At 45.3% G+C, this 22,175-nt stretch carries 25 protein-coding genes; 15 read left to right on the forward strand and 10 right to left on the reverse strand.

Annotated features, from left to right (window positions below; all coding sequences use genetic code 11):
* Positions 1-27 precede the first annotated feature (27 nt).
* The 9 genes from sucC to VX730_01375 all read left to right on the forward strand — a co-directional run bounded on the left by sucC (position 28) and on the right by VX730_01375 (position 7,356).
* Positions 28-1,203 (forward strand): ADP-forming succinate--CoA ligase subunit beta, encoded by a 1,176-nt coding sequence (gene sucC / locus VX730_01335; GenBank protein ID MEC9291023.1) that lies wholly within the window; start codon positions 28-30, stop codon positions 1,201-1,203.
* Positions 1,204-1,259: 56 nt separating this feature from the next.
* Entirely contained in the window at positions 1,260-1,985 is a 726-nt protein-coding gene (locus tag VX730_01340; protein ID MEC9291024.1) for a hypothetical protein, read from the forward strand.
* On the forward strand, positions 1,978-2,649 hold the full coding sequence (locus VX730_01345; protein ID MEC9291025.1) for an HAD family phosphatase: 672 nt from the start codon (positions 1,978-1,980) through the stop codon (positions 2,647-2,649). Before VX730_01340 ends, VX730_01345 begins: the two co-directional genes overlap by 8 nt.
* An 18-nt stretch (positions 2,650-2,667) precedes the next feature.
* Positions 2,668-3,549, forward strand: a complete 882-nt coding sequence (sucD, locus tag VX730_01350) for a succinate--CoA ligase subunit alpha (protein MEC9291026.1) — start codon at positions 2,668-2,670, stop codon at positions 3,547-3,549.
* Positions 3,550-3,688: 139 nt separating this feature from the next.
* Positions 3,689-4,054: a hypothetical protein gene (locus VX730_01355; protein MEC9291027.1), complete on the forward strand. Its 366-nt coding sequence runs from the start codon at positions 3,689-3,691 to the stop codon at positions 4,052-4,054.
* A 102-nt stretch (positions 4,055-4,156) separates the two neighbouring features.
* Complete coding sequence (gene dnaX / locus VX730_01360) at positions 4,157-5,785, forward strand: DNA polymerase III subunit gamma/tau (protein ID MEC9291028.1); 1,629 nt, start codon at positions 4,157-4,159, stop codon at positions 5,783-5,785.
* Between the two features lie 33 nt (positions 5,786-5,818).
* Complete coding sequence (locus VX730_01365; protein ID MEC9291029.1) at positions 5,819-6,127, forward strand: YbaB/EbfC family nucleoid-associated protein; 309 nt, start codon at positions 5,819-5,821, stop codon at positions 6,125-6,127.
* Between the two features lie 14 nt (positions 6,128-6,141).
* A complete protein-coding gene (gene recR, locus VX730_01370; protein MEC9291030.1) occupies positions 6,142-6,732 on the forward strand; it encodes a recombination mediator RecR in 591 nt (196 codons plus the stop codon).
* Between the two features lie 54 nt (positions 6,733-6,786).
* Positions 6,787-7,356 (forward strand): hypothetical protein, encoded by a 570-nt coding sequence (locus VX730_01375; protein MEC9291031.1) that lies wholly within the window; start codon positions 6,787-6,789, stop codon positions 7,354-7,356.
* A gap of 1 nt (position 7,357) precedes the next feature.
* Here the strand turns inward: VX730_01375 and VX730_01380 are convergent, their stop codons facing one another.
* The 5 genes from VX730_01380 to gpmI form a co-directional block, all read right to left on the reverse strand.
* Positions 7,358-7,867 carry an NUDIX domain-containing protein gene (locus VX730_01380; GenBank protein MEC9291032.1) on the reverse strand — a complete coding sequence of 170 codons (510 nt, stop codon included), beginning with the start codon at positions 7,865-7,867 and terminating at the stop codon, positions 7,358-7,360.
* A gap of 3 nt (positions 7,868-7,870) precedes the next feature.
* The gene (locus tag VX730_01385) at positions 7,871-8,896 is read right to left on the reverse strand and encodes a divergent polysaccharide deacetylase family protein (GenBank protein MEC9291033.1); all 1,026 of its coding nucleotides are present in this window, start codon (positions 8,894-8,896) and stop codon (positions 7,871-7,873) included.
* On the reverse strand, positions 8,878-10,152 hold the full coding sequence (locus tag VX730_01390) for a S41 family peptidase (protein ID MEC9291034.1): 1,275 nt from the start codon (positions 10,150-10,152) through the stop codon (positions 8,878-8,880). Before VX730_01390 ends, VX730_01385 begins: the two co-directional genes overlap by 19 nt.
* Before the next feature lie 201 nt (positions 10,153-10,353).
* Positions 10,354-11,340, reverse strand: a complete 987-nt coding sequence (locus VX730_01395) for a peptidoglycan DD-metalloendopeptidase family protein (protein MEC9291035.1) — start codon at positions 11,338-11,340, stop codon at positions 10,354-10,356.
* Positions 11,325-12,845 (reverse strand): 2,3-bisphosphoglycerate-independent phosphoglycerate mutase, encoded by a 1,521-nt coding sequence (gpmI, locus tag VX730_01400; GenBank protein MEC9291036.1) that lies wholly within the window; start codon positions 12,843-12,845, stop codon positions 11,325-11,327. Before gpmI ends, VX730_01395 begins: the two co-directional genes overlap by 16 nt.
* A 139-nt stretch (positions 12,846-12,984) precedes the next feature.
* On the opposite strand from gpmI, the gene VX730_01405 reads away from it, so the two are divergent.
* Complete coding sequence (locus VX730_01405) at positions 12,985-13,875, forward strand: hypothetical protein (GenBank protein ID MEC9291037.1); 891 nt, start codon at positions 12,985-12,987, stop codon at positions 13,873-13,875.
* Positions 13,876-13,983: 108 nt separating this feature from the next.
* Here VX730_01405 and VX730_01410 read toward each other — a convergent pair whose 3' ends face one another.
* The 5 genes from VX730_01410 to hemH form a co-directional block, all read right to left on the reverse strand.
* A complete protein-coding gene (locus tag VX730_01410) occupies positions 13,984-14,448 on the reverse strand; it encodes a 23S rRNA (pseudouridine(1915)-N(3))-methyltransferase RlmH (protein ID MEC9291038.1) in 465 nt (154 codons plus the stop codon).
* 24 nt (positions 14,449-14,472) lie between these two features.
* A complete protein-coding gene (gene rsfS, locus VX730_01415; GenBank protein ID MEC9291039.1) occupies positions 14,473-14,868 on the reverse strand; it encodes a ribosome silencing factor in 396 nt (131 codons plus the stop codon).
* Positions 14,869-14,931: 63 nt separating this feature from the next.
* Positions 14,932-15,591, reverse strand: a complete 660-nt coding sequence (gene nadD, locus VX730_01420) for a nicotinate (nicotinamide) nucleotide adenylyltransferase (GenBank protein MEC9291040.1) — start codon at positions 15,589-15,591, stop codon at positions 14,932-14,934.
* 112 nt (positions 15,592-15,703) lie between these two features.
* Complete coding sequence (locus VX730_01425; GenBank protein ID MEC9291041.1) at positions 15,704-15,949, reverse strand: hypothetical protein; 246 nt, start codon at positions 15,947-15,949, stop codon at positions 15,704-15,706.
* Position 15,950: 1 nt separating this feature from the next.
* On the reverse strand, positions 15,951-16,967 hold the full coding sequence (gene hemH, locus VX730_01430; GenBank protein MEC9291042.1) for a ferrochelatase: 1,017 nt from the start codon (positions 16,965-16,967) through the stop codon (positions 15,951-15,953).
* 177 nt (positions 16,968-17,144) lie between these two features.
* Between hemH and atpH the strand changes: the two genes are divergently transcribed.
* Genes atpH through atpC form a run of 5 tightly spaced genes read left to right on the forward strand, consistent with a single transcriptional unit; the run spans position 17,145 to position 22,079 of the window.
* A complete protein-coding gene (atpH, locus tag VX730_01435) occupies positions 17,145-17,693 on the forward strand; it encodes an ATP synthase F1 subunit delta (GenBank protein MEC9291043.1) in 549 nt (182 codons plus the stop codon).
* 32 nt (positions 17,694-17,725) lie between these two features.
* A complete protein-coding gene (gene atpA, locus VX730_01440) occupies positions 17,726-19,306 on the forward strand; it encodes a F0F1 ATP synthase subunit alpha (GenBank protein ID MEC9291044.1) in 1,581 nt (526 codons plus the stop codon).
* A complete protein-coding gene (locus VX730_01445; protein ID MEC9291045.1) occupies positions 19,293-20,174 on the forward strand; it encodes a F0F1 ATP synthase subunit gamma in 882 nt (293 codons plus the stop codon). Before atpA ends, VX730_01445 begins: the two co-directional genes overlap by 14 nt.
* A 28-nt stretch (positions 20,175-20,202) precedes the next feature.
* Positions 20,203-21,621 carry a F0F1 ATP synthase subunit beta gene (gene atpD, locus VX730_01450; GenBank protein MEC9291046.1) on the forward strand — a complete coding sequence of 473 codons (1,419 nt, stop codon included), beginning with the start codon at positions 20,203-20,205 and terminating at the stop codon, positions 21,619-21,621.
* A 44-nt stretch (positions 21,622-21,665) separates the two neighbouring features.
* Positions 21,666-22,079: an ATP synthase F1 subunit epsilon gene (gene atpC / locus VX730_01455; protein MEC9291047.1), complete on the forward strand. Its 414-nt coding sequence runs from the start codon at positions 21,666-21,668 to the stop codon at positions 22,077-22,079.
* Positions 22,080-22,175: the final 96 nt, after the last annotated feature.

The following is a 22,175-nucleotide window of genomic DNA, read 5'->3' on the forward strand; positions in this document are numbered from 1 at the left end:
AAAACTAAACTTTAGGGAATAAATATTATGAACCTACACGAGTATCAATCAAAAGAACTCATGAAGAAATTTGGCGTAGCCGTACCGAATGGTATTATGGCTGACAGCCCAGAAGCTGCGGAAGCTGCTGCAAAAGAGCTAGGAACAGCAATCACTGTTGTTAAAGCTCAAGTGCACACGGGTGGCCGTGGTAAAGCGGGTGGTGTGAAGGTGTGTAAATCACCAGCTGAAGCAAAAGAAGCTGCTAAAGCAATGCTTGGCGAAATTCTTGTGACAAAGCAAACAGGCCCACAAGGCTTGCCTATTCATAAAGTATACGTTGAAGAAGGTAGCGACATTGCAAACGAGCTTTACTTCTCAATCATGCTAGACCGCGAAACTTCTCGCCCATTCATTATGGCATCTTCTGAAGGTGGTATGGACATTGAAGAAGTGGCTGAAGAAACACCTGAGAAAATCCTAAACGTAGATATCGATCCTATGGTTGGCCTTATGCCTTACCAAGCACGTGATCTTGCGTTTGGTATGGGTCTAGAAGGTGAGCAAATTAAGAACTTTTCTAAAGTGGCAATGGGCCTATGGAAAGCGTTTGATGCCCTAGATGCAGACATGCTTGAAATTAACCCACTTGTTGTGACGGGCGATAACAAGGTTCTTGTCCTTGATACAAAGCTTGCTATTGATGGGAACGCACTATTCCGTCACCCTGATCTTGCTGACATGGATGATCACACACAGCAAGACTCTAAAGAAGTTGAAGCACACAAATACGACCTAAACTACGTGGCTCTAGACGGTACAATTGGTTGCATGGTAAACGGTGCTGGCCTTGCGATGGCGACAATGGACATTATTAAGCACTACGGTGAATCTCCAGCGAACTTCCTAGACGTTGGTGGTGGCGCAACAGAAGAAAAAGTAACAGCTGCGTTTAAGATCATTCTATCTGATCCAAACGTAAACGGTATTCTTGTGAACATCTTCGGTGGCATCATGAAGTGTGATGTGATCGCAAAAGGTGTGGTCGCTGCAGCGAAAGAAGTACAGATTTCTGTACCACTTGTTGTGCGACTAGAAGGTACAAACGTTGATGCTGGTAAGAAGATTCTATCTGAATCAGGTCTGCCAATTACACCAGCGGATAGTCTAGACGACGCTGCCAAGAAGATCATCGCAGAAGTGCGTAACGCGAAAGCTGCGTAAGTAGAATATGTGTTGGCGGAGGGTGAAAGCTCTCCGCCTCTATTAAAGAAAATATAATGAAGACTTATTTACAGTTCTTAAACGAATCGTCTTTTAAAGATCAGGTGAGCATTGGTTCGCAGGTTTATCGTAACCTTGCGTTTTGTAACGTAATGCACATGTTGTTTTTAGCGTTTGCTATGTCTGTATGTGTCGTTGCGGCTTACTTTGCACCCGGATTTGTATCAGGTGTTGTAAGTGGAGTTTTGATTACATTGACGCATGACCATGTTGATCTAGGGTGGACTTTGTCTGGGCTGCAAACAACAATTCTTGCGATTATATTTTCGTCATATTTTATTTACCGATTTGCTATTGCTGTCTTGGGAAGTATTAGGTTTCTCTATTTTAGATTTAAAAACTTTAATATTAAAAGGCCAGGGCTTCTTACTTTATTGTATTACGGTTCTATTTTGTTTGTAAGTGGAGTTGTTGGGGGGATGGTTTATTGGGAATCAGATGCTTTTGAATATACGGAATCTATATATTTACTGCTTGTTATTATGCTAGCATTAAGTGTGTTTTATGCTGTGGTGGCAGTTGTGACAAACTTTAAACCATTACGTGTGTTAAACAAGGAGGATGAGCTTCTTCCTGAGGAGTTTAAGTTCTCTGGCGCGGTTCTTGTCTTTGGAGTTATTCTTGCGGTTATAGTTGTTATTTCATCATTGTTAGATGTTGCGAATATAGCTCAAGAAATTAGAGACTTTCATATTGAAATAGGGGGATATAGCGATGATTAAAAATATCATTTTTGATTGTGATGGGGTTTTGGTGGATACCGTAACGCCGCACTATCAGATTATGTCTGAGTATCTGACGGGGCACGGCATTACTATGACGGCTGCTGAGATTGTCGCTGAGTTTAGCGGGGCGATGTGGACGTCGTTCTTCCCTGTTCTTGAAGAACGCTTTGGTGTCACACTTCCTGAAACGGTTTATAATGATCTGCGTGATGCAATGCTTGAATATGACCATACGGTGGGCCTGGAAGCATGCACGGATGTAGAAAAGCTTCTGCGTGAACCATCTCTTAAGAAAGCTTGTGCATCTAACTCGAGAACGCCAACAGTTAAAGAGCACATCTCTAACCATGGTTGGGATGATGTATTTGAAACAGTTGTGGGTGTGGATTTGATTGAGAATCCAAAACCTGCGCCAGATCTTTACTTGATGGCCTTGAGAGAAGCTGGCTTTGAGGCACACGAAACTGTGGTGATTGAAGACAGTCCAACAGGTGTGAAGGCTGGTAAAGCGGCAGGCATGCAGGTAATAGCTTACACAGGGGTATATCCAGATAAAGCAGAGCGTACTGAGCTGATGAAAGCAGCTGGCGCAGACTGGGTGATGGATGACTATAATGAAATTTTAACATTTTTAACGGAAGCTGCTGTTAAAGCGGCCTAATAATAAAAGGGAAAGACTATGTCTATCTACATTGATAAAGATACAAAAGTAATTTGCCAAGGTTTCACTGGTCAGAACGGTACGTTCCACAGTGAGCAGGCGGTTAAGTACGGTACAAAAATGGTTGGTGGTGTAACACCAGGTAAGGGCGGCACAACGCACCTTGGTCTGCCAGTATTTAACACAGTGAAGGAAGCGGTAACAGCAACAGAAGCAACAGCATCTGTAATCTACGTACCACCTCCATTTGCAGCGGATGCAATCCTTGAAGCGATTGACGCAGGTATTGAGCTTGCGATCTGTATTACTGAGGGTATCCCTGTAAAAGATATGATTAAAGTAAAAGCGCGTCTTCAGCGTAGCGACTGTAAAACACGCCTCATTGGCCCGAACTGCCCAGGTGTGATTACACCAGAAGACGATGCAGGCTGTAAGATTGGTATTATGCCAGCACACATTCACAAAAAAGGTAAAATCGGTATCGTATCACGCTCTGGTACACTGACTTATGAAGCGGTTGCACAAACAACAGCTGAAGGTCTTGGCCAGTCGACTTGTGTAGGTATCGGTGGTGACCCTGTGAACGGCACAAACTTCATCGATGTCCTTAAAGAGTTTCAAAATGATCCTCAAACTGAAGGTATTGTGATGATTGGTGAAATTGGTGGTACAGCAGAAGAAGAAGCGGCTGCTTTCATTAAAGCAAACGTAACCAAACCTGTTGCTGCATTTATCGCCGGTTCTAGCGCACCTAAAGGTAAGCGCATGGGCCACGCTGGTGCGATCGTTTCTGGTGGTCAAGGTACTGCTGAAAGTAAGGTTGAAGCTCTAACTGATGCAGGTGCGAAAATCGCTCCAACGCCATCTGATCTAGGTAAGACTATTGCTAGCATGATGTAATTTGCTGCTTTAAGCATAAAAAAGCCGCCCTTCGGGGCGGTTTTTTGTTTCTAAGGGGTTGCACCTTTCAAAAAGGTATTGTATACATGCACTCCTTTCGGAATCTTTTATCTTTTTCTTCTATGACAAGGAGTGTCACATGCCACAGCAACTCACGGAGAGTGTGCCGAGTGATTTTTGGTGCGGGGTAGATGTAAAGCCTAACAAGCCCATTAAGAAACTCATTAACATGGGGCTTGAGCCTGAAATTTTTAACTTCTATAAGCAAGGTTATGACCAACACACAAGTCAAATGGCTGCAGTTCTGACAACGTATGCCAGAGCTTTTAGTGAGGGCAGGCGCCGAACCATTCGCGCGGTTTCTTTTCGTTCTCCTGCTCAGAGAACATATGTGGGAGTACGCCTGGAATTGGATGTGGTGGAGTTTTATCAGCAGCCTGGCCGTGGTCGTGAACGTCGCATGGAGGATGTGTTACGCTCCTTTATGGTGGCGCAAAAAGCCTAAGAATAAATCGATTTATAAAAAGCCCCTAGAAGGGGGCTTTTTTGTTTCTAAAACACCTCTTTCCCCTGTGCAAAAAACTCAAAAAACGCTATAGTTTGAGCTATGACTGATTCTACACACAAAAACGATTATTTGGTTCTTGCCCGTAAGTACCGCCCGAATACTTTTTCGAGCATGGTTGGGCAGGAAGCTTTGGTTCAAACTCTCTCTAACGCACTTGCAAGTGGACGTATCCACCACGCCTTTGTTTTCAACGGTATTCGTGGAACAGGTAAAACAACCACTGCCCGTATTATGGCGATGGCGCTAAACTGTGAAAATGGTCCATCTAGCAGTTGGGAAGAAAACGACGAACAAGTGAAGCTGATTATGGAAGGGCGTCACCCTGACGTGCTTGAGTTTGATGCCGCCTCTCACCGTGGTGTAGATGAGATTCAGCAACTCTTTGAAGGTGTCGCTTATCAGCCTGTATCTGGTCGCTACAAAGTGTACATCATTGATGAGGTACACATGCTATCTAAACAGGCGTTCAACGCCATTCTAAAGACGCTGGAAGAACCACCAGCAAATGTAAAATTTATTTTTGCGACAACTGAGGTGAACAAAGTACCAATTACGGTTCTGTCTCGTTGTCAGCGTTTTGACCTGAAACGTATTACATCAGGCACGCTTGCAGATTACTTTATGACACTTCTTGAGAAAGAGGGTGTAGAGGCTGACAAGGATGCCATCCACATGGTTGCCCGTGCTGCAGATGGGTCAGCGCGTGATGGTCTATCTATTCTTGATCAAGCCATTGCACTGAGTGCCGGTGAAAAGATTACAGAAGAATCTGTGCGCGCCATGCTTGGCGGTGCCAGCAAGGAGCGTGTCTATGATCTTCTTGAAAATATTTTGAGTGGTCAGCCAGAAAAGGCTCTTGAAGGGTTTGCAGCAATGTACATGGATGGTTACGATGCATTACAGGTTGTAAAAGATCTACAAGACTCTCTCTACACAATGACACGCATGAAGCTTGTGCCAACACTGGCAGACTCTGCGGGTCTGAGTGAACTTGAGAAAACACGTTTGTCTCCTTTGGTTGCAAAGCTTTCTCTTGAAGGTATGGGCCGCGCGTATCAAATGCTGCACAACATTTTTGTGGAAGCAAGCCAAGCTGGCCGTGTGCATGAGGTTGTTGAAATGGGACTTGTGCGTGTCGCGCACCTTGCACCACTTCCAGCAATTGATAAGATCCTTGGACGTATGGCAGGCACAGAGGCGCCTGTGGTAGCGGAGGCAGCGTCAGCTGAAGACCTGCCGGGAAAGTCGCATCCTAAAGAGACGCCACCAGCTGAGGAGCAAACACCTCAACTTCCAAAAACACCTGATGCCTGGGAAGATATTGTAGAACTTGTGAAGCAGGCTGCACCTGTTGTTGCAGGTGAGCTTGTGCACCATGTGAGACCGCTTATGGTCAAAGATGGCACATTGCGCATGCAGTGTGATGAGAAACTTGCTAAGGGTGAGGACCTTGTAAATAAGGTTCGCCAGATTCTCTCAGAGAAAACGGGTAAAGCTTGGGAGGTGACTCTTGAAAGAGATGCAAAAGAAGCAGGAGCACTTACACTTGCTGAGGAGCGAGAAGAGGCACGTAAAGAGCGTGTCAGACAAGCGCTTCAAGATGACAACGTTAAAAGTTTAATTGAGCTCTATCCAGACAGTGAAGTTGTGGATGTGGTTCAGGTTTAAAATGAATCTAAGAAATAAAGGGTAAATCTTATGATGAAAGATATCGGTAAAATGATGAAGCAAGCACAGCAAATGCAGAAGAATATGAAAGCGCTGCAAGCTGAGCTGGATAAAGTAGAAATGACTGGCGAAGCTGGTGGCGGCCTTGTACAGGTTTCTATGACAGGTAAAGTTGACGTGACAAAAGTTGTGATCTCTCCAGACGTAATGGACGATAAAGAAACTTTGGAAGACCTGCTTGTTGTGGCATTTAACGATGTGCACGGTAAAATCCAGTCACATGTTCAAGAAGAAATGAACAAAATGACTGGTGGTGCTGGCCTCGGCATGTTTGGCATGTAAAGAAAGACCTTACCTTGATTCCACAGCCTTTAGAACAGCTCATTAAAGAACTTGCAAGCCTTCCAGGTGTTGGGAAGCGTAGTGCACAGCGTGTGGCACTGCATATGCTGCAAAATCCTGAGTGTATGAGTAGCCTTGAAGGGAAGATGAAGGCTGTGGCACAGGACGTGAAAACATGCACAACATGCGCAAATATCTCCTTAGATGATCCCTGTCATATTTGCACGTCTCAGACGCGTGATAATAGCCGTATCTGTGTGGTTGAGGGGGTAGATGACCTTTGGGCGATTGAACGCAGTGGTGCTTTTACGGGTATGTATCATGTTCTTGGTGGTGTTGTGGATGCAATGCAGGGTGTTGGCCCTAACGATCTAAATATGGATAATCTTGTGTCTCGTGCGTCTTTTGAGGGTGTTTCTGAGGTTATTTTGGCTCTTGGTGCCAGCGTTGCAGGCCAAACGACAGCACATATTATTAAAGGTCGCCTTAAAGATGCAGAGGTAAATCTGACTGTTCTGGCACGGGGTATGCCAATGGGTGCAGATGTGGACTACCTTGATGAAGGGACGATTTCTCTTGCCTTGCAGGGGCGTCAAGCGGTTTAATTTATGTGGAACCCTATAAGTATCTAGGGTTTAAATATAAAAAGGGATAGGCATTTGGCTATTACAGCAATTGCAGGCGCTGCAGCAAAGGCAGGGGCAGCCGCTGGTAAGGCGGGCGGTTTTGCTGCGAAAGGTGCTGGAAGAGTTGCGAAAGGTGCAGCTAAAAAAGCTGGAAAAGCTGCTAAAAATAAAGTGAAGCGTGGTATTTTATCGCGCGTCTTAAGCTTTTTTGCCAACCCGATTGTGCAGGCGATTATTGCAATTCCGTTCCCTGTGGCTATTATTTCCAACCAAATTATTCCTTCTATTAGTAAGGAAATTAAAATTATAAAAATGGTGCTCGCCTTGTTTGCAGGGGGAGGAGAGGCTGCGATTGCTTGGCCTATAATTATTATTGGGCTTGCAGCAACAGCTGCAGGTGCTGCTGCTGGTAACGCTATATGTGACTGGTCATGGTGTACAAAATTGGGTGCTATGATTGGTGCAGGTATTGGTACGCTAACTGGTGGTGCTACAATTGCAGGAACTATGGCTCTTATCTTTCACACCTCTCTTATTGCTCTGGCGTGGTTTATTTTGGTATTTAAATTTGTGATAAAATCTGTTTTACCGAAAAGAATGTAGGCTAAAGGCCTAAAACGCCTTTGGTAAAGAAGTAATCAAACGCTTGTTTGTAGCCAGCCTTACGCATCTCTACAGTGTTTTCCTGAATCCATTCTGGTTTGACCCATTTAAAGTTAGAGAACTCTTTATCTTGGGCTTTTGAAAGATCAATGTCCTCTTTACTACCATTAAACTTGAAGAAGAACCAAAGATGGCGAGCGCCTTTAAGGTGGGCATACTGTGGTTTGCGTTGGTCACGATCAGGTCTGTTTTCAGCAGGCCAATCATACCATGTCCAAAATGGGGTTTGTGTGAGAAGAGTGATATCTGCCTCTTCAATGGCCGTTTCTTCAAACAGTTCACGAATGGCACCTGCAAGAGGTTCCTCACCTTCATCAATGCCGCCTTGTGGTAGTTGCCATGCATCTGCGACATCAGAACGCTCTGCAACAAATACATTGGCACGCTCATCCATGAGGACAACAATAGCACCTGGTCTGTAAGCTTCCATAAGGTCGTGTGGTTGATTCATGACTTACTCCTTTAAAAGAGTTGTGATTGGAACAAGCTGTACGCCCGCCGGGAGTGTTTTTACCCATGCTGCAATGGCAGCAGTTGTTTCTGGGTATGGGTGCCCAATCGCAATTGCTGAACCGTTTTGTTGTGCTTGCTTAAGCGTTTCTGCAAGAGCTTGGTTGATGCGTACACTGTCTTGGTAGTGATCAAGAAAGACATCACGTGTGAGCAGAGGAAGAGGAAGATCTTTTGCTGCAGCTTTGACGCGACTCTGAGCTGTTGTGAGACTATCTAGGAAGAAGAGCTTGTGATCTGAAATGGCACGCAGTGCAGGGCGCATGGCTTTTTCACTAGAGGTCATTTTAGAGCCCATGTGGTTATTCGCGCCAACAGCAATTGAGAGGAACGGGGTAATGTTCTCAACAGTTCTCTTGTAGAGTTCGTCTTCTGGTAGCTCTACGTAAAGTGCATTTTCGCCTGGGTTAGGTGTGTAGCCTTCTGCATTGGTACGTGCTTCCATTGGAATATGAACCATAATTTCTTGGCCGCGCTTATGGGCAAAGTCTGCTTGCTTCATGCTGCCATTACCGTATGGCAGGAAGGCAAGAGTCACTTCTTTCGGAAGTTCATCTAGAACGCGTTGACTTTCAGAAACATTGACGCCCATATCATCAATAACAATGGCAATTTTAGGGCCGTTTAGCACTTTGACATCAGCCATATTTGCTTCATAGCGCGCTTGTGATTCCTTTGCAGGTTCAAACGGGAGCATGTTGCCTTCAATTAAAGTGTTGAGGCTTGGCAGTGCCGTTGCCGAAACTTGTGAGAGTGTTTCTTTTGAAAGAGGAGGGCTGTAGAAAGGGATCCTCTGTAGCGTTTGTACAGATGGGTTGTTCTCAGCCTGTGCAGTTGCTTGTTCTTTTTGTCCGAAGTAAAAGGCAGAAGCAACGCATGCTACAAAGAGAAGCACACCCAGAGTGCTTGCAATAACAAGTCTCAGGGTGTGCGGTTGTTTGGGTGCAGGGTTTACGACTTCTTCGACCATAGTTCCAGTGCTTTCACCATATCAATGGCACGTTCAAGTTGGTAGTCGTAAGGGCGTTCGTCTTTTTTGTCTTTCTTATCTTTAGAAGATAGTTTTTCACCAGCTTCTTCCAGCATCTTCTCAAGCTCAATGTGGCCTTTAAGAGAGGCTTCAGATGGGCGGTCAGATACATCAACGTCTTCAACTTTTAGAGGTTTCACTTCGATGTCTGGCTCAATACCTTTGGCTTGGATAGAACGGCCAGATGGTGTGTAGTAAAGTGCCGTTGTGAGGCGCATACCAGAGTTACCTGGGAGCTGCATAATTGTTTGTACAGACCCTTTACCAAAAGACTTTGTTCCAAGAACAAGTGCACGGTTATGGTCTTGTAGGGCGCCTGCAACAATCTCTGAAGCAGATGCGCTACCGCCGTTGATCAGAACAACAATTGGAGCGCCTTCCATAACATCGCCAGAGCGTGCGTTATAACGCTGGTTTTGGTTTTCAATGCGGCCACGTGTTGAAACAATTTCACCTTGCTCTAGGAACGCATCAGAGGCAGCAACAGCTTGTGACAGAAGTCCACCAGGGTTGTTACGTAGGTCAAGAACAAGGCCTTGTAGTGGCTCGCCTTCGTTCTCTTTTTTCAGGTCATTTAGGTGTTTTTTAATTTGCTTACCAACATGCTCGTTAAACGTTGTGATACGTAGGTAGCCAACACCATCACGTTCTAGGCGAGACTTCACAGGAATAATTTTGATGATGTCACGTGTGATTGTGATGTCCATCGCTTTACGCTCAGACTCACGGAAAACTTTAAGCTTAATGTCGCTACCGACTTTACCGCGCATTTGGTCAACAGCTTCTGAAAGAGTTTGGCCTTGTACGTCTTTACCATCAATTTGGATGATGAGGTCACCAGCTTCAACGCCAGCTTCATAGGCAGGTGTGCCTTCAATTGGCGAAACCACTTTAACAACACCACGGTCCATTGTGACCTCAATACCAAGACCACCAAACTCACCTTTAGTTTGCTCAGTCATAGATTTCATCGCGTCTTCTGGGAGGTAAGAAGAGTGTGGATCGAGGGCTGTTAGCATGCCTTCAATGGCATCTTCTACAAGAGTTGTGTCTGAGATTTCATCCACGTAGCTTGTTTTAATTCGGTCAATGACATGCGTCATAATATCGAGCTTTTCATAGAGCTCTTTGTTATCAACTGCATGTGCAGAAAGTGTAAGCAGGGATGCAAAACCAATGGTGGCAAGTAAACGCATGAGAATGACCTAATTTTTTATTTTTATAATCTGTGCATAACGATAAAAGATTTATGCACGAACTGCAAAGGTTTTGTGTGTATAGCCGTGTAACTTAAGAGTTGTACGGCTATGCTGCGACACGTATTGGCGCAGCCGCGTGTTAATGCCAAGAAAAACCATGTTTTTTCGCAAGCATGAGCACAGCGTTAAAAGACTAGATCATGTGCTACTTTTCAGCCATGCAACAGGGTCAATAGAGCGGCCTTTTTTACGAATTTCAAAATACAGGTTTGGCTTGCCTTGTTTTGGAAGAATACCTACAGGTGTTTTTTCTGTAAGAACATCGCCTTCTTTTACGTAGGATGTCTCTAGGTTTCCGTAAACGCTGTAAACATCGAGTCCATGCTCAAGAATAACAACAGTACCGTAGTCTTTAAACGGTCCGCTATAAACCACTTTACCATTTTGTGTTGGCATCACTTCAGCGCCTGAGTTTGTTTGGATATCAATACCATCTGCGTGCAGGCCTAGAGCATCTTCTTCACGGAACTTACGTGTAATACGTCCGCTAACTGGCATGGCTTTATTACTCTCAGGAGACACTTCTAGCGTTTGCTTTTTCGCTTGCTCTACAAAGAAGCGGCTGAGGTTCTTTTGTTTGATGAGGCGTTTAATATCTGCCTCAAGTGTACGCAGGCGTTTTTTAGAAATAGGTTTTGAACCATCAATATGGCCTTCAATTGTACCAAGGGCTGTTTGCATGCCAGCAATATCACTATGAACAATATCGAGCAGTACTTCTTTACGTTCAATCAGTTCTTTCAGTTTTAAATATTCAGAAAGGCTGGCTGTCAGAGAGGAGAGTTCATCCTGTAGGTTGTCTTGCCCCATACTGAGCAGGCGGTTGCGCTTGTGGCTGAGGGTAAGAATACCTTGTGCCGCCATCGCTTCTTTCGGCATGCGGCGTAGCTTGAGCATCATCTTGGTTGTGTTATGGAATGTGTGAAGCTTTGTTTTAAAGTTTTCACGAGCTTCTGTTTCTTGTGAAAACAGGCTTTCCTTTTCACGGGCAAGGTTCTCTTTTTCCATAACAGTTTCCTGCATGAGAGATTTGATGCGTTCTTTTTGCTCTTTAAGTTGTGCTTCTGTGAGTGCAAAACTTTGCACTGAAACCAAAACAAGGAGGAGGGCTAAAATGCGAGACATGTGCCAGTCATCTCCTTTGGTTGGTTGAGGTTTAGAAGTTTTAAAACAGTTGGGGCCACATCCACAAGGGTTCCATCTTTGAGGTGAATATTTTGTGCGCCAACGTAAATGAATGGTACTGGGTTTGTAGAGTGTTTTGTTGAAATTTTTCCATCTTCAGTCAGCATTTCTTCTGCATTACCATGATCTGCAAGAATGAGGGCTTCACCGCCCTTATCTTGAATGGCCTTAAGGAGTTTACCAAGAGAAGTATCAACCGCTTCAATAGATTGTGTTGCAGCTTCAATGTCGCCTGTATGACCGACCATATCTCCGTTTGCCATATTAAGCATGATGAAATCAGGTGTGTTATTTTCAATTTCACTGAGAAGTACGTCTGTTACTTCTGGCAGGCTCATTTCTGGTTGAAGGTCGTATGTAGCAACCTTTGGAGAGTTCACAAGCTTACGTGATTCGCCTTTAAAGAGCTCTTCACGACCACCACTGAAGAAGTAACTCACATGTGGGTACTTTTCTGTTTCAGCAATGCGCAATTGTGTGAGGCCTGCTTTACTGATTTCTTCTCCAAGTGTGTTTGGCACTGTTCTTGGTGGGTAGAGAATGTGGAAGTTTGTGGGGCCAAGTTCTTCAAAGCTTTCATCGTATGGTGTCAGCGTTGCGACTGCTGCAAGTTTGGGTGCTTCAGGGTTTTGCTTTTGATCAATAAACAAACGAACAATTTGACGCATGCGATCTGCACGGAAGTTAGCAAAGAGGAGTGCATCACCTTTTTGTACAAGGTGTTCCTCGATGCGTGTTTCTTGAATGAACTCATCTCCAGAATCGTTGTTTGCATAACCAAGTTCAATGGCTTCGGAAATAGAGCCTGCTTTTGTGCCTTCACCTTGTGTGATCAGGTTGTAATAAGCGCCTGTACGTTCCCAGCGCTTATCACGGTCCATGGCTGTGTAGCGGCCGCAAATTGTGGCAAGGGTTACATTTTCAAGTGTGTTGATAAATGTTTCTAACTCAGGCAGTTCTTTGATAGCAGATCTTGGCGCATTGTCACGACCATCTGTGATGGCGTGCAGAACAATCTTCCCACCTGTTTTATTAAGCTCAGTGAGCATGCCTTTAATATGATCCATATGGCTATGTACGCCACCGTAAGAACACAGGCCAACAACATGGACGGTCTTTGCACTTTTCGCATCAGACAGGAAAGCGTTCCATTCTGGCTTTCTTGCAAAGTCACCTGTGTTTAAATCTTGTGTAATTTGGGCAAGAGGCTGTAAAAGAACGCGCCCTGCACCAATCGCCATGTGGCCAACTTCACTATTCCCCATTTGGCCTTTAGGGAGGCCAACATGCTCTCCATGTGTCAGGAGCGTACTGTGTGGGCATGTCTGAAATAGCTCATCTAGCACAGGTGTGTGTGCGAGAGCGACTGCATTGCCTTCTGTACGGCTACTGAGGCCGACGCCATCAAGAACACAGAGGAGGAAAGGTGAGTTACGTTTTGTCATGGTATTTAAAATAGTGCAAATCAGGGTGTTTTCACAAGCAAGAATTAGGGCAGGGGTTGACTTTTTAAGGGGGTGTGCCAATAGTCTGGGTACTAGTGATCTTTTTCGGACAATTTTCTCGTTCTACAGGAGGTTTCTCATGAACGGACTTTATGCGGCACTTGACCGCTTCTTCTTGCCGCTGATCCAAAAGGGGCACGATCTTTTCCAAGATCAAAAAGATTCCCAAAACACGGTGCCAATCTGGGTCGCATGGCTGATTTCGATTCCGATGATTTTCCTGGATGTTTCAGCCATGAATGTGCTGACGATCATTCTGGCTGGGATTTTCGGCATGTTTGCCTTCACAGGCAAAGGGAGCCATGACCCGCTGACGCCGGTTGATAAGTGGCGCCTGTTTGCGCCAATGGCCATTCTTGCTGTGCCAAGCATCCTTTGCCTTGGTGAGGTGGATGGTTTCCTACTCAGTACGCTGGGCTGGGCCAGTGTGGCTTTGGCTACATTGTTTGCCATGGTAGCCAGCTACCGCGTGGTGGTGCTTCAGGGGAAACCTTTGTCGACACTGATGAAGGTTGTGTCTGTGTTGGCTGTTCCAACTTATCTCTTCTTGAAGCCGTTTCTTATGATGGTGGAAAAGAAGCATGACTGGCTGGTAGCCAATTGGCGCCCTGTCATGGTTTATGCTGCTTTGGCAATGGGTCTTGCAACTGTTTGGTACCCGCTGCCTGCTGATGACTTTGTCAGTATTGCTGGTGGTGTGCTGGGCTTGATCTTCGGTATCTTTGAATTCCGCAGCCGCAGCGGTGAGCCTGCTGCAGCCGACCAGTGGGCTATCTACGGTGCGTCTGCACTGGCGATTAGCCTTGGTGTGCTTTGCCCGGGCAACATGTTTGCTCATATTGGTTTGACGGCCTATGCTGCTGCTGTAAGTGGTGTGGCTATTGTTCTTGCTGGCTATATTGTCAGCAAAACAAAAGCACAAACCACTACGGCAGATCATGGTTTTACGGAAGTTAAGGAAGAGGAGTAATTCTTCTTTGAATCGATGTGAAAAGGGGCGTATTGCGCCCCTTTTTGCTGTTTTAGCAATTTTTACCCTACGTATTTATGGGATGAGGGGGCAAGGAAACCTCCAGTTTTACTGGCGGTGGTATGGATGGCCTGCAACAACAGTCATGGCACGATAAATTTGCTCTGTAATGATCGGGCGCACCATTTGGTGGGGAAATGTGAGTTTGGACAGGGAAAGTACAAGATCGGCACGGTCTCTTACATCTTGGTGAAGGCCGTCTGATCCGCCAATAATAAAATACACTTCACTTGTGCCATGGTCTTGATAGTCTGAGAGTTTTTTAGAGAATTCTTGCGTAGAGAGCAGTTTACCGCGCTCATCGAGCGCAATGACTTTTGCTGATGCAGGAATTTTAGAAAGCTGAACTTTGCTTTCTTCGAGTTTTAATGCTTCGCCACCAGAGTTTTTACCATGCGGGAGCTCTGTTATGCTCGTTGGCATGTACGGCTTTAGCCGTTTGATGTACTCCGCTTCCAGAGCGAGCAGGTGTTTGTCACGACATTTACCTGTCGCCAGGATTGTGGCTTTCATCTTTTACCTATAAATTGGGTTTATCTACGCAGAAGCGGGGATATCAATCTCACCATATACTGCTGTGTCATCATCACTTTCAAAGTCATGACCCCACATTTTTTCCAAATTATAGAGTTCACGAGCTTCTTCTTGGAAGATATGAACGATAATATCACCGGCGTCAACTACAACCCAAGAGTTAGCAGGGCTGCCTTCAATGCCTAGGATCTCATATCCAGCTTTTCTGAGTTCGTCTGATGCGGCGCGAGCGAGAGAGCCGACGTGACGGTCGGAATTCCCTGTGGCTACGATAAATGCCTCAGCAATTGCAGATTCTGGAAGTGGGATGAGGGTGATGTCCTCAGCTTTCATGTCTTCAAGGGCTTCAAGGGCAACAAGTGCCGCGTTTTGGCCCGTTTTACCAAGATGAAGTTTCATCTCTTTCTGTGTTTTAAGGTCTATGGTCCTTACTCCTTTCCTACCTATTTATGGGAGGGAACACTAGCTATCCCATAAATCAGGGTGTTTTTTGAGCGTATTTTTCTGACGTTTTGTCATATGAGACGGTTCTTCGCCAGAAGATAGCTCTTCCCTAATGTGTGTTGCTTGGCCTTCATGTGGAGGTACAAACAGCACGCGCCACTGGGGCGCATCCGCTAGAGGAGAGTGCTCCTCTACGCGAAATTCTTTGTATTTTTCAGCTGCAGGGCTCTCTAGGCCTGCAAGTGATGAAAAATGCTCTCTATATAGGACAACAATAGGAAACTCAAGGAAAATTTCGTTCCAGCCTTGCCATGTATGGATGCTGGAAAGGTTATCAGAACCCATAAGCCAAACAAATGTACAATCTGGGTAAGATGTTTTAAGGGCTCTCAGTGTATCAAGCGTATAGTTGGTGGCAGTATTTTGCTCAAAATCACTCACTTTTAGCCATGGGCGCTCTTCTGCGAGGTCTTCACAGAGTTTAAAGCGCACATTAAACGGTGCTATGTCATTTTTTTCTTTGAGAGGATTTTGAGGAGAGACAAGAAACCAGACTTCACTGAATCCTAAGCGTTTGTACGCTTGTTCCGCCATAGTGAGGTGTCCCGTGTGCGGTGGGTTAAAGGAACCTCCTAGGATACCAATAGTGCGTATGTCTACGTCTCCTTTCTGTATCAACTAATAAAAGTATGGAAGGTTTGAGGGGGAACTTCAAGGGATAAAAAAATATAATTTCATATCGCCGGAAAGGGTGTTGTGAAAATGCCTAAATAATAGGCATTCAATGTTTTTAGCTTTGCGAATCAGGTTCGAGAAATTTAAGCCAGTGTTTACATGTTGCGGAAAAGTCATTTTTTATGGCGCACTCCGTAAATATTTTCGAAGCTACCCAATCGGAATATTTCTCAAGAGTTCCATTGCTGAGCAGTATTATCCATAGAATTAAAACAATAATCCAGAAAAGTAATTTCCAGTCATCTTCTGAAGATTGCATTTCTTTTGTTTGTTGGGTGAACTTATCATCAACTTTTTTCATGTTAGGTCCACCCAAGCAGCTCATTGTCACAAATCGCTTTAATCAGCTTCATCCCGTCTTTGCTATCGTTGAGGCATGGGATAAAGGTATATTCTTCACCGCCGTGCTCCATAAATGTTTCTTTACCTTCTACAGCAATTTCTTCAAGTGTTTCTACACAGTCCACGCTAAAGCCAGGGGTAATAACGGCAAGCTTTTTAATGCCCTGTTTAGGGAGGGTTTCTAAAGTGTCTTCTGTAGAAGGCTCAATCCACTGCTCTTTACCGAACTGAGATTGGAAGCTCACTTTGGTTTGGTCTGGTGTGAGGCCAAGTTTTTCACGTAGAAGACGTGTTGTCTTCTGGCAGTGGCAATGGTACGGGTCACCGCCTTTAAAGTAACGTTCAGGGATACCGTGGTAGCTTGTGAGGAGTACATCAAATTCTTTATCTTTGGTGTGTTCTTTTACAGAATTTGCAAGTGCTTCAATGTAAACCGGGTGGTCATGATATGGCGGAGCGATACGCAGAGCTGGCATCCAGCGTGTTTTTTGCATAACGCGGAATACTTCGTCACATACTGAAGCTGTAGTTGCGCCGGCGTACTGTGGGTATAGAGGCACCACAAGAATACGGTCGCAAAATTGCTCTTTCAATTTCTCTAGGGCGCTCTCAATAGAAGGCTGGTCGTAGCGCATGCCAATTTCAACGGCAACATGACGTTTATCAAACATCTCTTGGAGAGCGTCACGTTGTGCAACAGAGGTCACACGCAGTGGGCTATCATCTTTTTCTTTGTCCCAAATTTTAGCGTAATTTTTAGCGCTACGTTGCGGAATAAAATTGAGAAGAATACCATTTAAAATGAGCCACCATTTTACAGGATTCAGTTCCACAACACGTGGGTCCATGAGGAACTGATTTAGGTATTTCCTCATTGTTTTGTAATCGAGTGAAGTGGGTGTTCCGAGGTTTACAAGAAGAATCCCAGTTTTATGAGATGTTCCGTGTGTATAAGTTGGCTCTGTTTTGTATTTCATGGGGCGTAATATGGCACAAGGATAGTACGCTTTCAATAGTTGTTTTAGGCTGGGCTTTATCTTAGGGTTTTAGGGGCGGTTTTTTTTGTCAAAAAGACTTGCAAAACAGCTTACCCCCGTGGTACTAATGCCACGAATCTTTTAACGCGCGTAAACAAGATTGATGGTATAAAAAATATGCAAATTCTTACACATGGCCCAGAAAAGCGTTATGCAAAAGCTCTTGTTGAGCTACTTTCTGGAGCTTCTAAAAAAGACGTTGAGTCAGTTCAAGCCGTATCTACGGCTCTTTCACGAGCAGGTGATGTATCTGCATTTCTATCAGACAGCTCACAGAGCTCTGATGAAAAAACAAAAACACTTCAGGCTTTGGCAAAGAGCGTGAAGGCAACGGAACTTGTAACAAACTTCCTTTCAGTAATGGGCGAAAAAGGCCGCAGCGCATTTGTTGAGACAACGCTGAAGCTTGGCCTTGCAATGCTCAGTGAGTCTGAAGGTCGCATTGTTGCAGAAGTTCGTAGTGCTGAAACTTTGACGAAAGGCCAAAAAGACGCGCTGACTAAGTTTGTGAAAGACGAGTACAAGGATGCCAAAGACATTAGGCTTGAAGAGATTGTGGATCCTTCAATTATTGCAGGGGTAACTCTGACAGTCGGATCTAAACAGTATGATAATTCGCTCAAAGGTGCTCTTAGCAGTTTTTCTAAGAACATGAGCAATAAATAATTTAATAGAGCAAAGAGAGGACGACAAAACATATGGTCGACATCAAAGCAGATGAAATCAGTAAAGTGATTAAGGAGCAAGTCGAGAGCTTTGGTAAAAAAGCTAAGACTGCTGAAGTAGGTCAAGTACTTGCCGTAGGTGACGGTGTAGCACGCGTATATGGCCTAGATAACGTAAAAGCTGGTGAGCTTGTAGAATTCGCTTCAGGCGCTACAGGTATGGCTCTTAACCTAGACGAAGACCACGTTGGTGTGGTTATCTTCGGTGATGACTCTTCTATTAAAGAAGGCGACACTGTAAAACGTACAGACCGTATTGTTGACGTACCAGTTGGTAAAGAACTTTGCGGCCGCGTTGTAGACGCTCTAGGTAACCCAATTGATGACAAAGGCCCTCTAGGCGCTAAAGAAACTGCCCGTGTGGAAGTGATTGCTCCTGGTATTATTGCTCGTAAATCTGTACACGAGCCAATGCAAACAGGTCTTAAGGCGATTGACGCACTTGTACCAGTAGGTCGTGGCCAGCGTGAGCTGATCATTGGTGACCGTCAAACTGGTAAAACAGCAGTCGCGATCGATGCCATCATTAACCAAAAAGATACGCACAAAACTGATGCACCAGTTTACTGTGTGTACGTAGCGGTTGGTCAAAAGCGTTCAACTGTTGCGCAGGTTGTTAAAACACTGCAAGAAAGCGGTGCAATGGAGTACACAACTGTTGTTGCTGCAACAGCTTCTGATCCTGCGCCAATGCAGTTTATGGCACCATACACAGGTTGTGCGATTGGTGAGTACTACCGTGACAACGGTATGCACTGCCTGATTATTTACGATGATCTTTCTAAGCAAGCGGTAGCTTACCGTCAGATGTCACTTCTACTGCGTCGTCCTCCAGGACGTGAAGCGTACCCAGGTGACGTATTCTACCTACACTCTCGTCTTCTAGAGCGTGCATGTAAGCTTTCTGATGAAATGGGTGGTGGCTCGCTAACAGCCCTTCCAATCATTGAAACGCAAGCGGGTGACGTATCTGCCTACATTCCAACAAACGTAATTTCGATTACGGATGGTCAGATTTTCCTAGAGAGCGACCTGTTCTTCTCTGGTGTACGTCCAGCGATTAACGTAGGTCTCTCGGTATCTCGTGTTGGTGGTTCTGCACAGGTGAAAGCAATGAAACAAGTTGCTGGTACACTTCGTCTAGACCTTGCCCAGTACCGTGAAATGGCAGCCTTCTCGCAGTTTGCATCAGACCTTGATGCCTCTACGCAGCAGCTTCTATCACGTGGTGAGCGCCTAACTGAGCTTCTAAAGCAGAAGCAGTACAGCCCTATGAGCGCTGCTGAGCAGGTTGTGAGCATCTACGCTGGTACAAAAGGTTTCCTAGATGACCTTGCGACAGACGATGTCACTGCATTTGAAGCACACCTTGTTGAGCTTGCACGCTCAAGCTACAAGAGCCTGCTAGACGACATTACGTCTCAAGGTAAGCTTGATGAGAAGCTTGAAGAGCGTGTGAAGGAAGTGATTGAGAGCGCGAAGAACTCTTTCTCTGACTCAGATGATGAAACTGTAACTAAAGTAAAGGTTGCTGACCTCGATGCCGTCGCTTAAAGACCTCCGCGGACGTATTTCGTCTGTTAAAAACACAAGGCAGATTACCAAGACCATGAAAATGGTCTCGGCTGCCAAGGTGGTGAGGGCTCGTCAGGCTTGTGAAGAGGCACGTCCATATGCCGAAAAAATGGCATCCGTGCTGAACGGTCTAGCGACGAACCTTGCTGGAAATTCAAGTGCTCCACTTCTACTACGTGGCCACGACACTGTACGTACTGTACGTATTGTTGTATTTGGTTCTCAACGTGGTCTTTGTGGTGGCTTTAACACTGGTCTTGCTAAGAAGGCCGTTGAACTTGGTGCTAGCCTTAAAAAGCAAGGCATCACTGTTCAATACGTGACTGTTGGTCGTAAAGTACGTGACCAGATTCGTACGGTTTACCCAGACGACATTTTTGCAAGTCATGATGATCTCATTAGCAAGCAGCCTGAGTACCATGAAGCTGAAGCGTTTGCTTCAACTCTTGTGGACGCGTTTGAGAAGGGCGAGTGCGAAGAAGTTGTTGTGATGTACAACACATTCGTAAGCATGATGAGCCAAGTTCCTACACCTATGCAGCTTCTGCCATTTAAGGCAGAAGAGGTTGAAGGTGACGTGGGTGCAAGCGCTTCTGTAGAATACGAACCAAGCGAAGATAAGATCCTAAGCGATCTTGTCCCTCGTAACGTTGCAATGCAAGTCTTCCGTGGCATGCTTGAAACAACAGCGAGTGAGCATGCTTCTCGTATGACTGCAATGGACAGCGCAACGCGTAACGCAGGCGAAATGATTAATCGTTTAACATTGAATTACAACCGTACTCGTCAGGCTATGATTACGACAGAAATGATCGAAATCGTAAGTGGCGCAGAAGCGGTTAAATAAGATATTTAGAACAAGGAGATAATATCCAATGGCAAAAGCAAACACTGGTAAGATTACCCGCGTTATTGGCCCTGTGGTCGACGTGGCGTTTGATGAAAGCGTGCCAGCAATGATGAACGCCCTTCACGTTAAAGGTGAAGACGGCGAAACAATTACTCTTGAAGTTGCACAGCACCTTGGTGAGAACAGCGTTCGTACCATTTCTATGCAAGCAACTGAAGGTCTAGTACGTGGCCAAGAAGCTGTAGATACAGGCGCTGCAATTACAGTTAAAGTTGGCCCAGAAAACCTAGGTCGTATTCTTGACGTAGTTGGTGAGCCAATTGATGAGCGTGGTCCTCTGACTGCTAAGAAATCATCTGTGATTCACAAAGAAGCACCAGCTTTCGCAGACCAGTCTACTGAAGTAGAAATTCTTGAAACAGGTATTAAGGTAATTGACCTTCTTGAGCCATATGCTAAGGGTGGTAAAATTGGTCTATTCGGTGGTGCCGGTGTAGGTAAAACAGTACTGATTATGGAATTGATTAACAACATTGCCAAAGGGCACGGTGGTTACTCAGTATTTGGTGGTGTTGGTGAGCGTACACGTGAAGGTAACGACCTTTACCACGAGATGATCGAATCAGGCGTAATCAACATTGAGAAGCCAGAAGATTCTAAAGCTGTACTTGTTTACGGTCAGATGAACGAACCTCCAGGAGCACGTGCTCGTGTTGCACTTTCTGCCCTAACTCAAGCGGAATACTTCCGTGATGAAGAAGGTCAGGACGTACTGTTCTTCGTTGATAACATCTTCCGTTTCACGCAGGCAGGTTCTGAGGTATCAGCCCTTCTTGGTCGTATCCCATCGGCGGTAGGTTACCAGCCGACGCTATCGACTGACATGGGTGCCATGCAGGAGCGTATTACATCGACTAAGAAAGGTTCGATTACATCTGTACAGGCCGTTTACGTACCTGCGGATGACTTGACTGACCCTGCACCAGCAACAACGTTCTCGCACCTTGATGCAACAACAGTATTGAACCGTTCTATTGCCGAGCTTGGTATTTACCCAGCGGTAGACCCACTAGACTCTACGTCTCGTGTACTTGACCCACAAGTGATTGGTGAAGAGCACTACGGTGTAGCGACAGCAGTACAAGAAACTCTACAGAAGTACAAATCTCTACAAGATATCATCGCGATTCTTGGTATGGATGAGCTTTCTGAAGAAGATAAGCTTGTGGTTGCACGTGCACGTCGTATCCAACGTTTCCTATCTCAGCCGTTCCACGTTGCTGAGCAGTTTACGGGTATGGCTGGTAAGTACGTGAAACTTGCTGACACAATCCGTGCCTTCAAAGAAATCATTGAAGGTCAGCACGATGACATGCCAGAGAACGCGTTCTACATGGTAGGTACAATTGAAGAAGCGATTGAAAAAGCGAAGACGCTTGCCTAACGGCAAGCGGCTTTGCCGCTTAACTTTAAAGAAAAGGACAACCCATGAAATTTGACCTAGTGACTCCGGTAAAACAGCTTGCATCATTTGATGCTGAGCTTGTTGTTGTACCAGGTAGCGAAGGTGAGTTTGGTGTGCTTGAAAATCACGCACCACTGATTTCAACTTTGAAGCCAGGTAAAATTCATGTCCGCACGAAATCAGGCGAAACACACGACTTTGCAGTGGCTCATGGTTTTGCAGACGTTGCAGGCGATCACGTAACTGTGCTTGCTGAAGGCGCTCAAGCTAAAGCTGATATTGACTACAAAGCTGTGGAAGCAGAACTGAAGGAAGCTCGCTCTGAGGTTTCTAAGCTGTACGCCAACAAAGCAGACATGCTTGATATCCAAAATGCAGAAAAGAAACAAGCGATTCTAGAAGCGAAGCTTCTCGTAGCTGAAAAGCCGCTGATCTAATTCTGTTTATTTATTACTGCAAATACCTTATTGGTTGCGGTGCTCGGCTCATGTACATTTAAGTACACATCGCCTACGCTCCTTGCCAATAAGGTA

Source organism: Pseudomonadota bacterium (assembly GCA_036141575.1).
Taxonomy (GTDB): Bacteria; Pseudomonadota; Alphaproteobacteria; order UBA2136; family JAPKEQ01; genus JAPKEQ01.

Coding starts and splice junctions, on each gene's coding strand:
- sucC (MEC9291023.1), top strand. CDS start 28: ATGAACCTACACGAGTATCAATCAAAAGAACTCATGAAGAAATTTGGC.
- VX730_01340 (MEC9291024.1), top strand. CDS start 1,260: ATGAAGACTTATTTACAGTTCTTAAACGAATCGTCTTTTAAAGATCAG.
- VX730_01345 (MEC9291025.1), top strand. CDS start 1,978: ATGATTAAAAATATCATTTTTGATTGTGATGGGGTTTTGGTGGATACC.
- sucD (MEC9291026.1), top strand. CDS start 2,668: ATGTCTATCTACATTGATAAAGATACAAAAGTAATTTGCCAAGGTTTC.
- VX730_01355 (MEC9291027.1), top strand. CDS start 3,689: ATGCCACAGCAACTCACGGAGAGTGTGCCGAGTGATTTTTGGTGCGGG.
- dnaX (MEC9291028.1), top strand. CDS start 4,157: ATGACTGATTCTACACACAAAAACGATTATTTGGTTCTTGCCCGTAAG.
- VX730_01365 (MEC9291029.1), top strand. CDS start 5,819: ATGAAAGATATCGGTAAAATGATGAAGCAAGCACAGCAAATGCAGAAG.
- VX730_01380 (MEC9291032.1), bottom strand. CDS start 7,867: ATGAATCAACCACACGACCTTATGGAAGCTTACAGACCAGGTGCTATT.
- VX730_01385 (MEC9291033.1), bottom strand. CDS start 8,896: ATGGTCGAAGAAGTCGTAAACCCTGCACCCAAACAACCGCACACCCTG.
- VX730_01390 (MEC9291034.1), bottom strand. CDS start 10,152: ATGCGTTTACTTGCCACCATTGGTTTTGCATCCCTGCTTACACTTTCT.
- VX730_01395 (MEC9291035.1), bottom strand. CDS start 11,340: ATGTCTCGCATTTTAGCCCTCCTCCTTGTTTTGGTTTCAGTGCAAAGT.
- gpmI (MEC9291036.1), bottom strand. CDS start 12,845: ATGACAAAACGTAACTCACCTTTCCTCCTCTGTGTTCTTGATGGCGTC.
- VX730_01405 (MEC9291037.1), top strand. CDS start 12,985: ATGAACGGACTTTATGCGGCACTTGACCGCTTCTTCTTGCCGCTGATC.
- VX730_01410 (MEC9291038.1), bottom strand. CDS start 14,448: ATGAAAGCCACAATCCTGGCGACAGGTAAATGTCGTGACAAACACCTG.
- rsfS (MEC9291039.1), bottom strand. CDS start 14,868: ATGAAACTTCATCTTGGTAAAACGGGCCAAAACGCGGCACTTGTTGCC.
- VX730_01425 (MEC9291041.1), bottom strand. CDS start 15,949: ATGAAAAAAGTTGATGATAAGTTCACCCAACAAACAAAAGAAATGCAA.
- hemH (MEC9291042.1), bottom strand. CDS start 16,967: ATGAAATACAAAACAGAGCCAACTTATACACACGGAACATCTCATAAA.
- atpH (MEC9291043.1), top strand. CDS start 17,145: ATGCAAATTCTTACACATGGCCCAGAAAAGCGTTATGCAAAAGCTCTT.
- atpA (MEC9291044.1), top strand. CDS start 17,726: ATGGTCGACATCAAAGCAGATGAAATCAGTAAAGTGATTAAGGAGCAA.
- VX730_01445 (MEC9291045.1), top strand. CDS start 19,293: ATGCCGTCGCTTAAAGACCTCCGCGGACGTATTTCGTCTGTTAAAAAC.
- atpD (MEC9291046.1), top strand. CDS start 20,203: ATGGCAAAAGCAAACACTGGTAAGATTACCCGCGTTATTGGCCCTGTG.
- atpC (MEC9291047.1), top strand. CDS start 21,666: ATGAAATTTGACCTAGTGACTCCGGTAAAACAGCTTGCATCATTTGAT.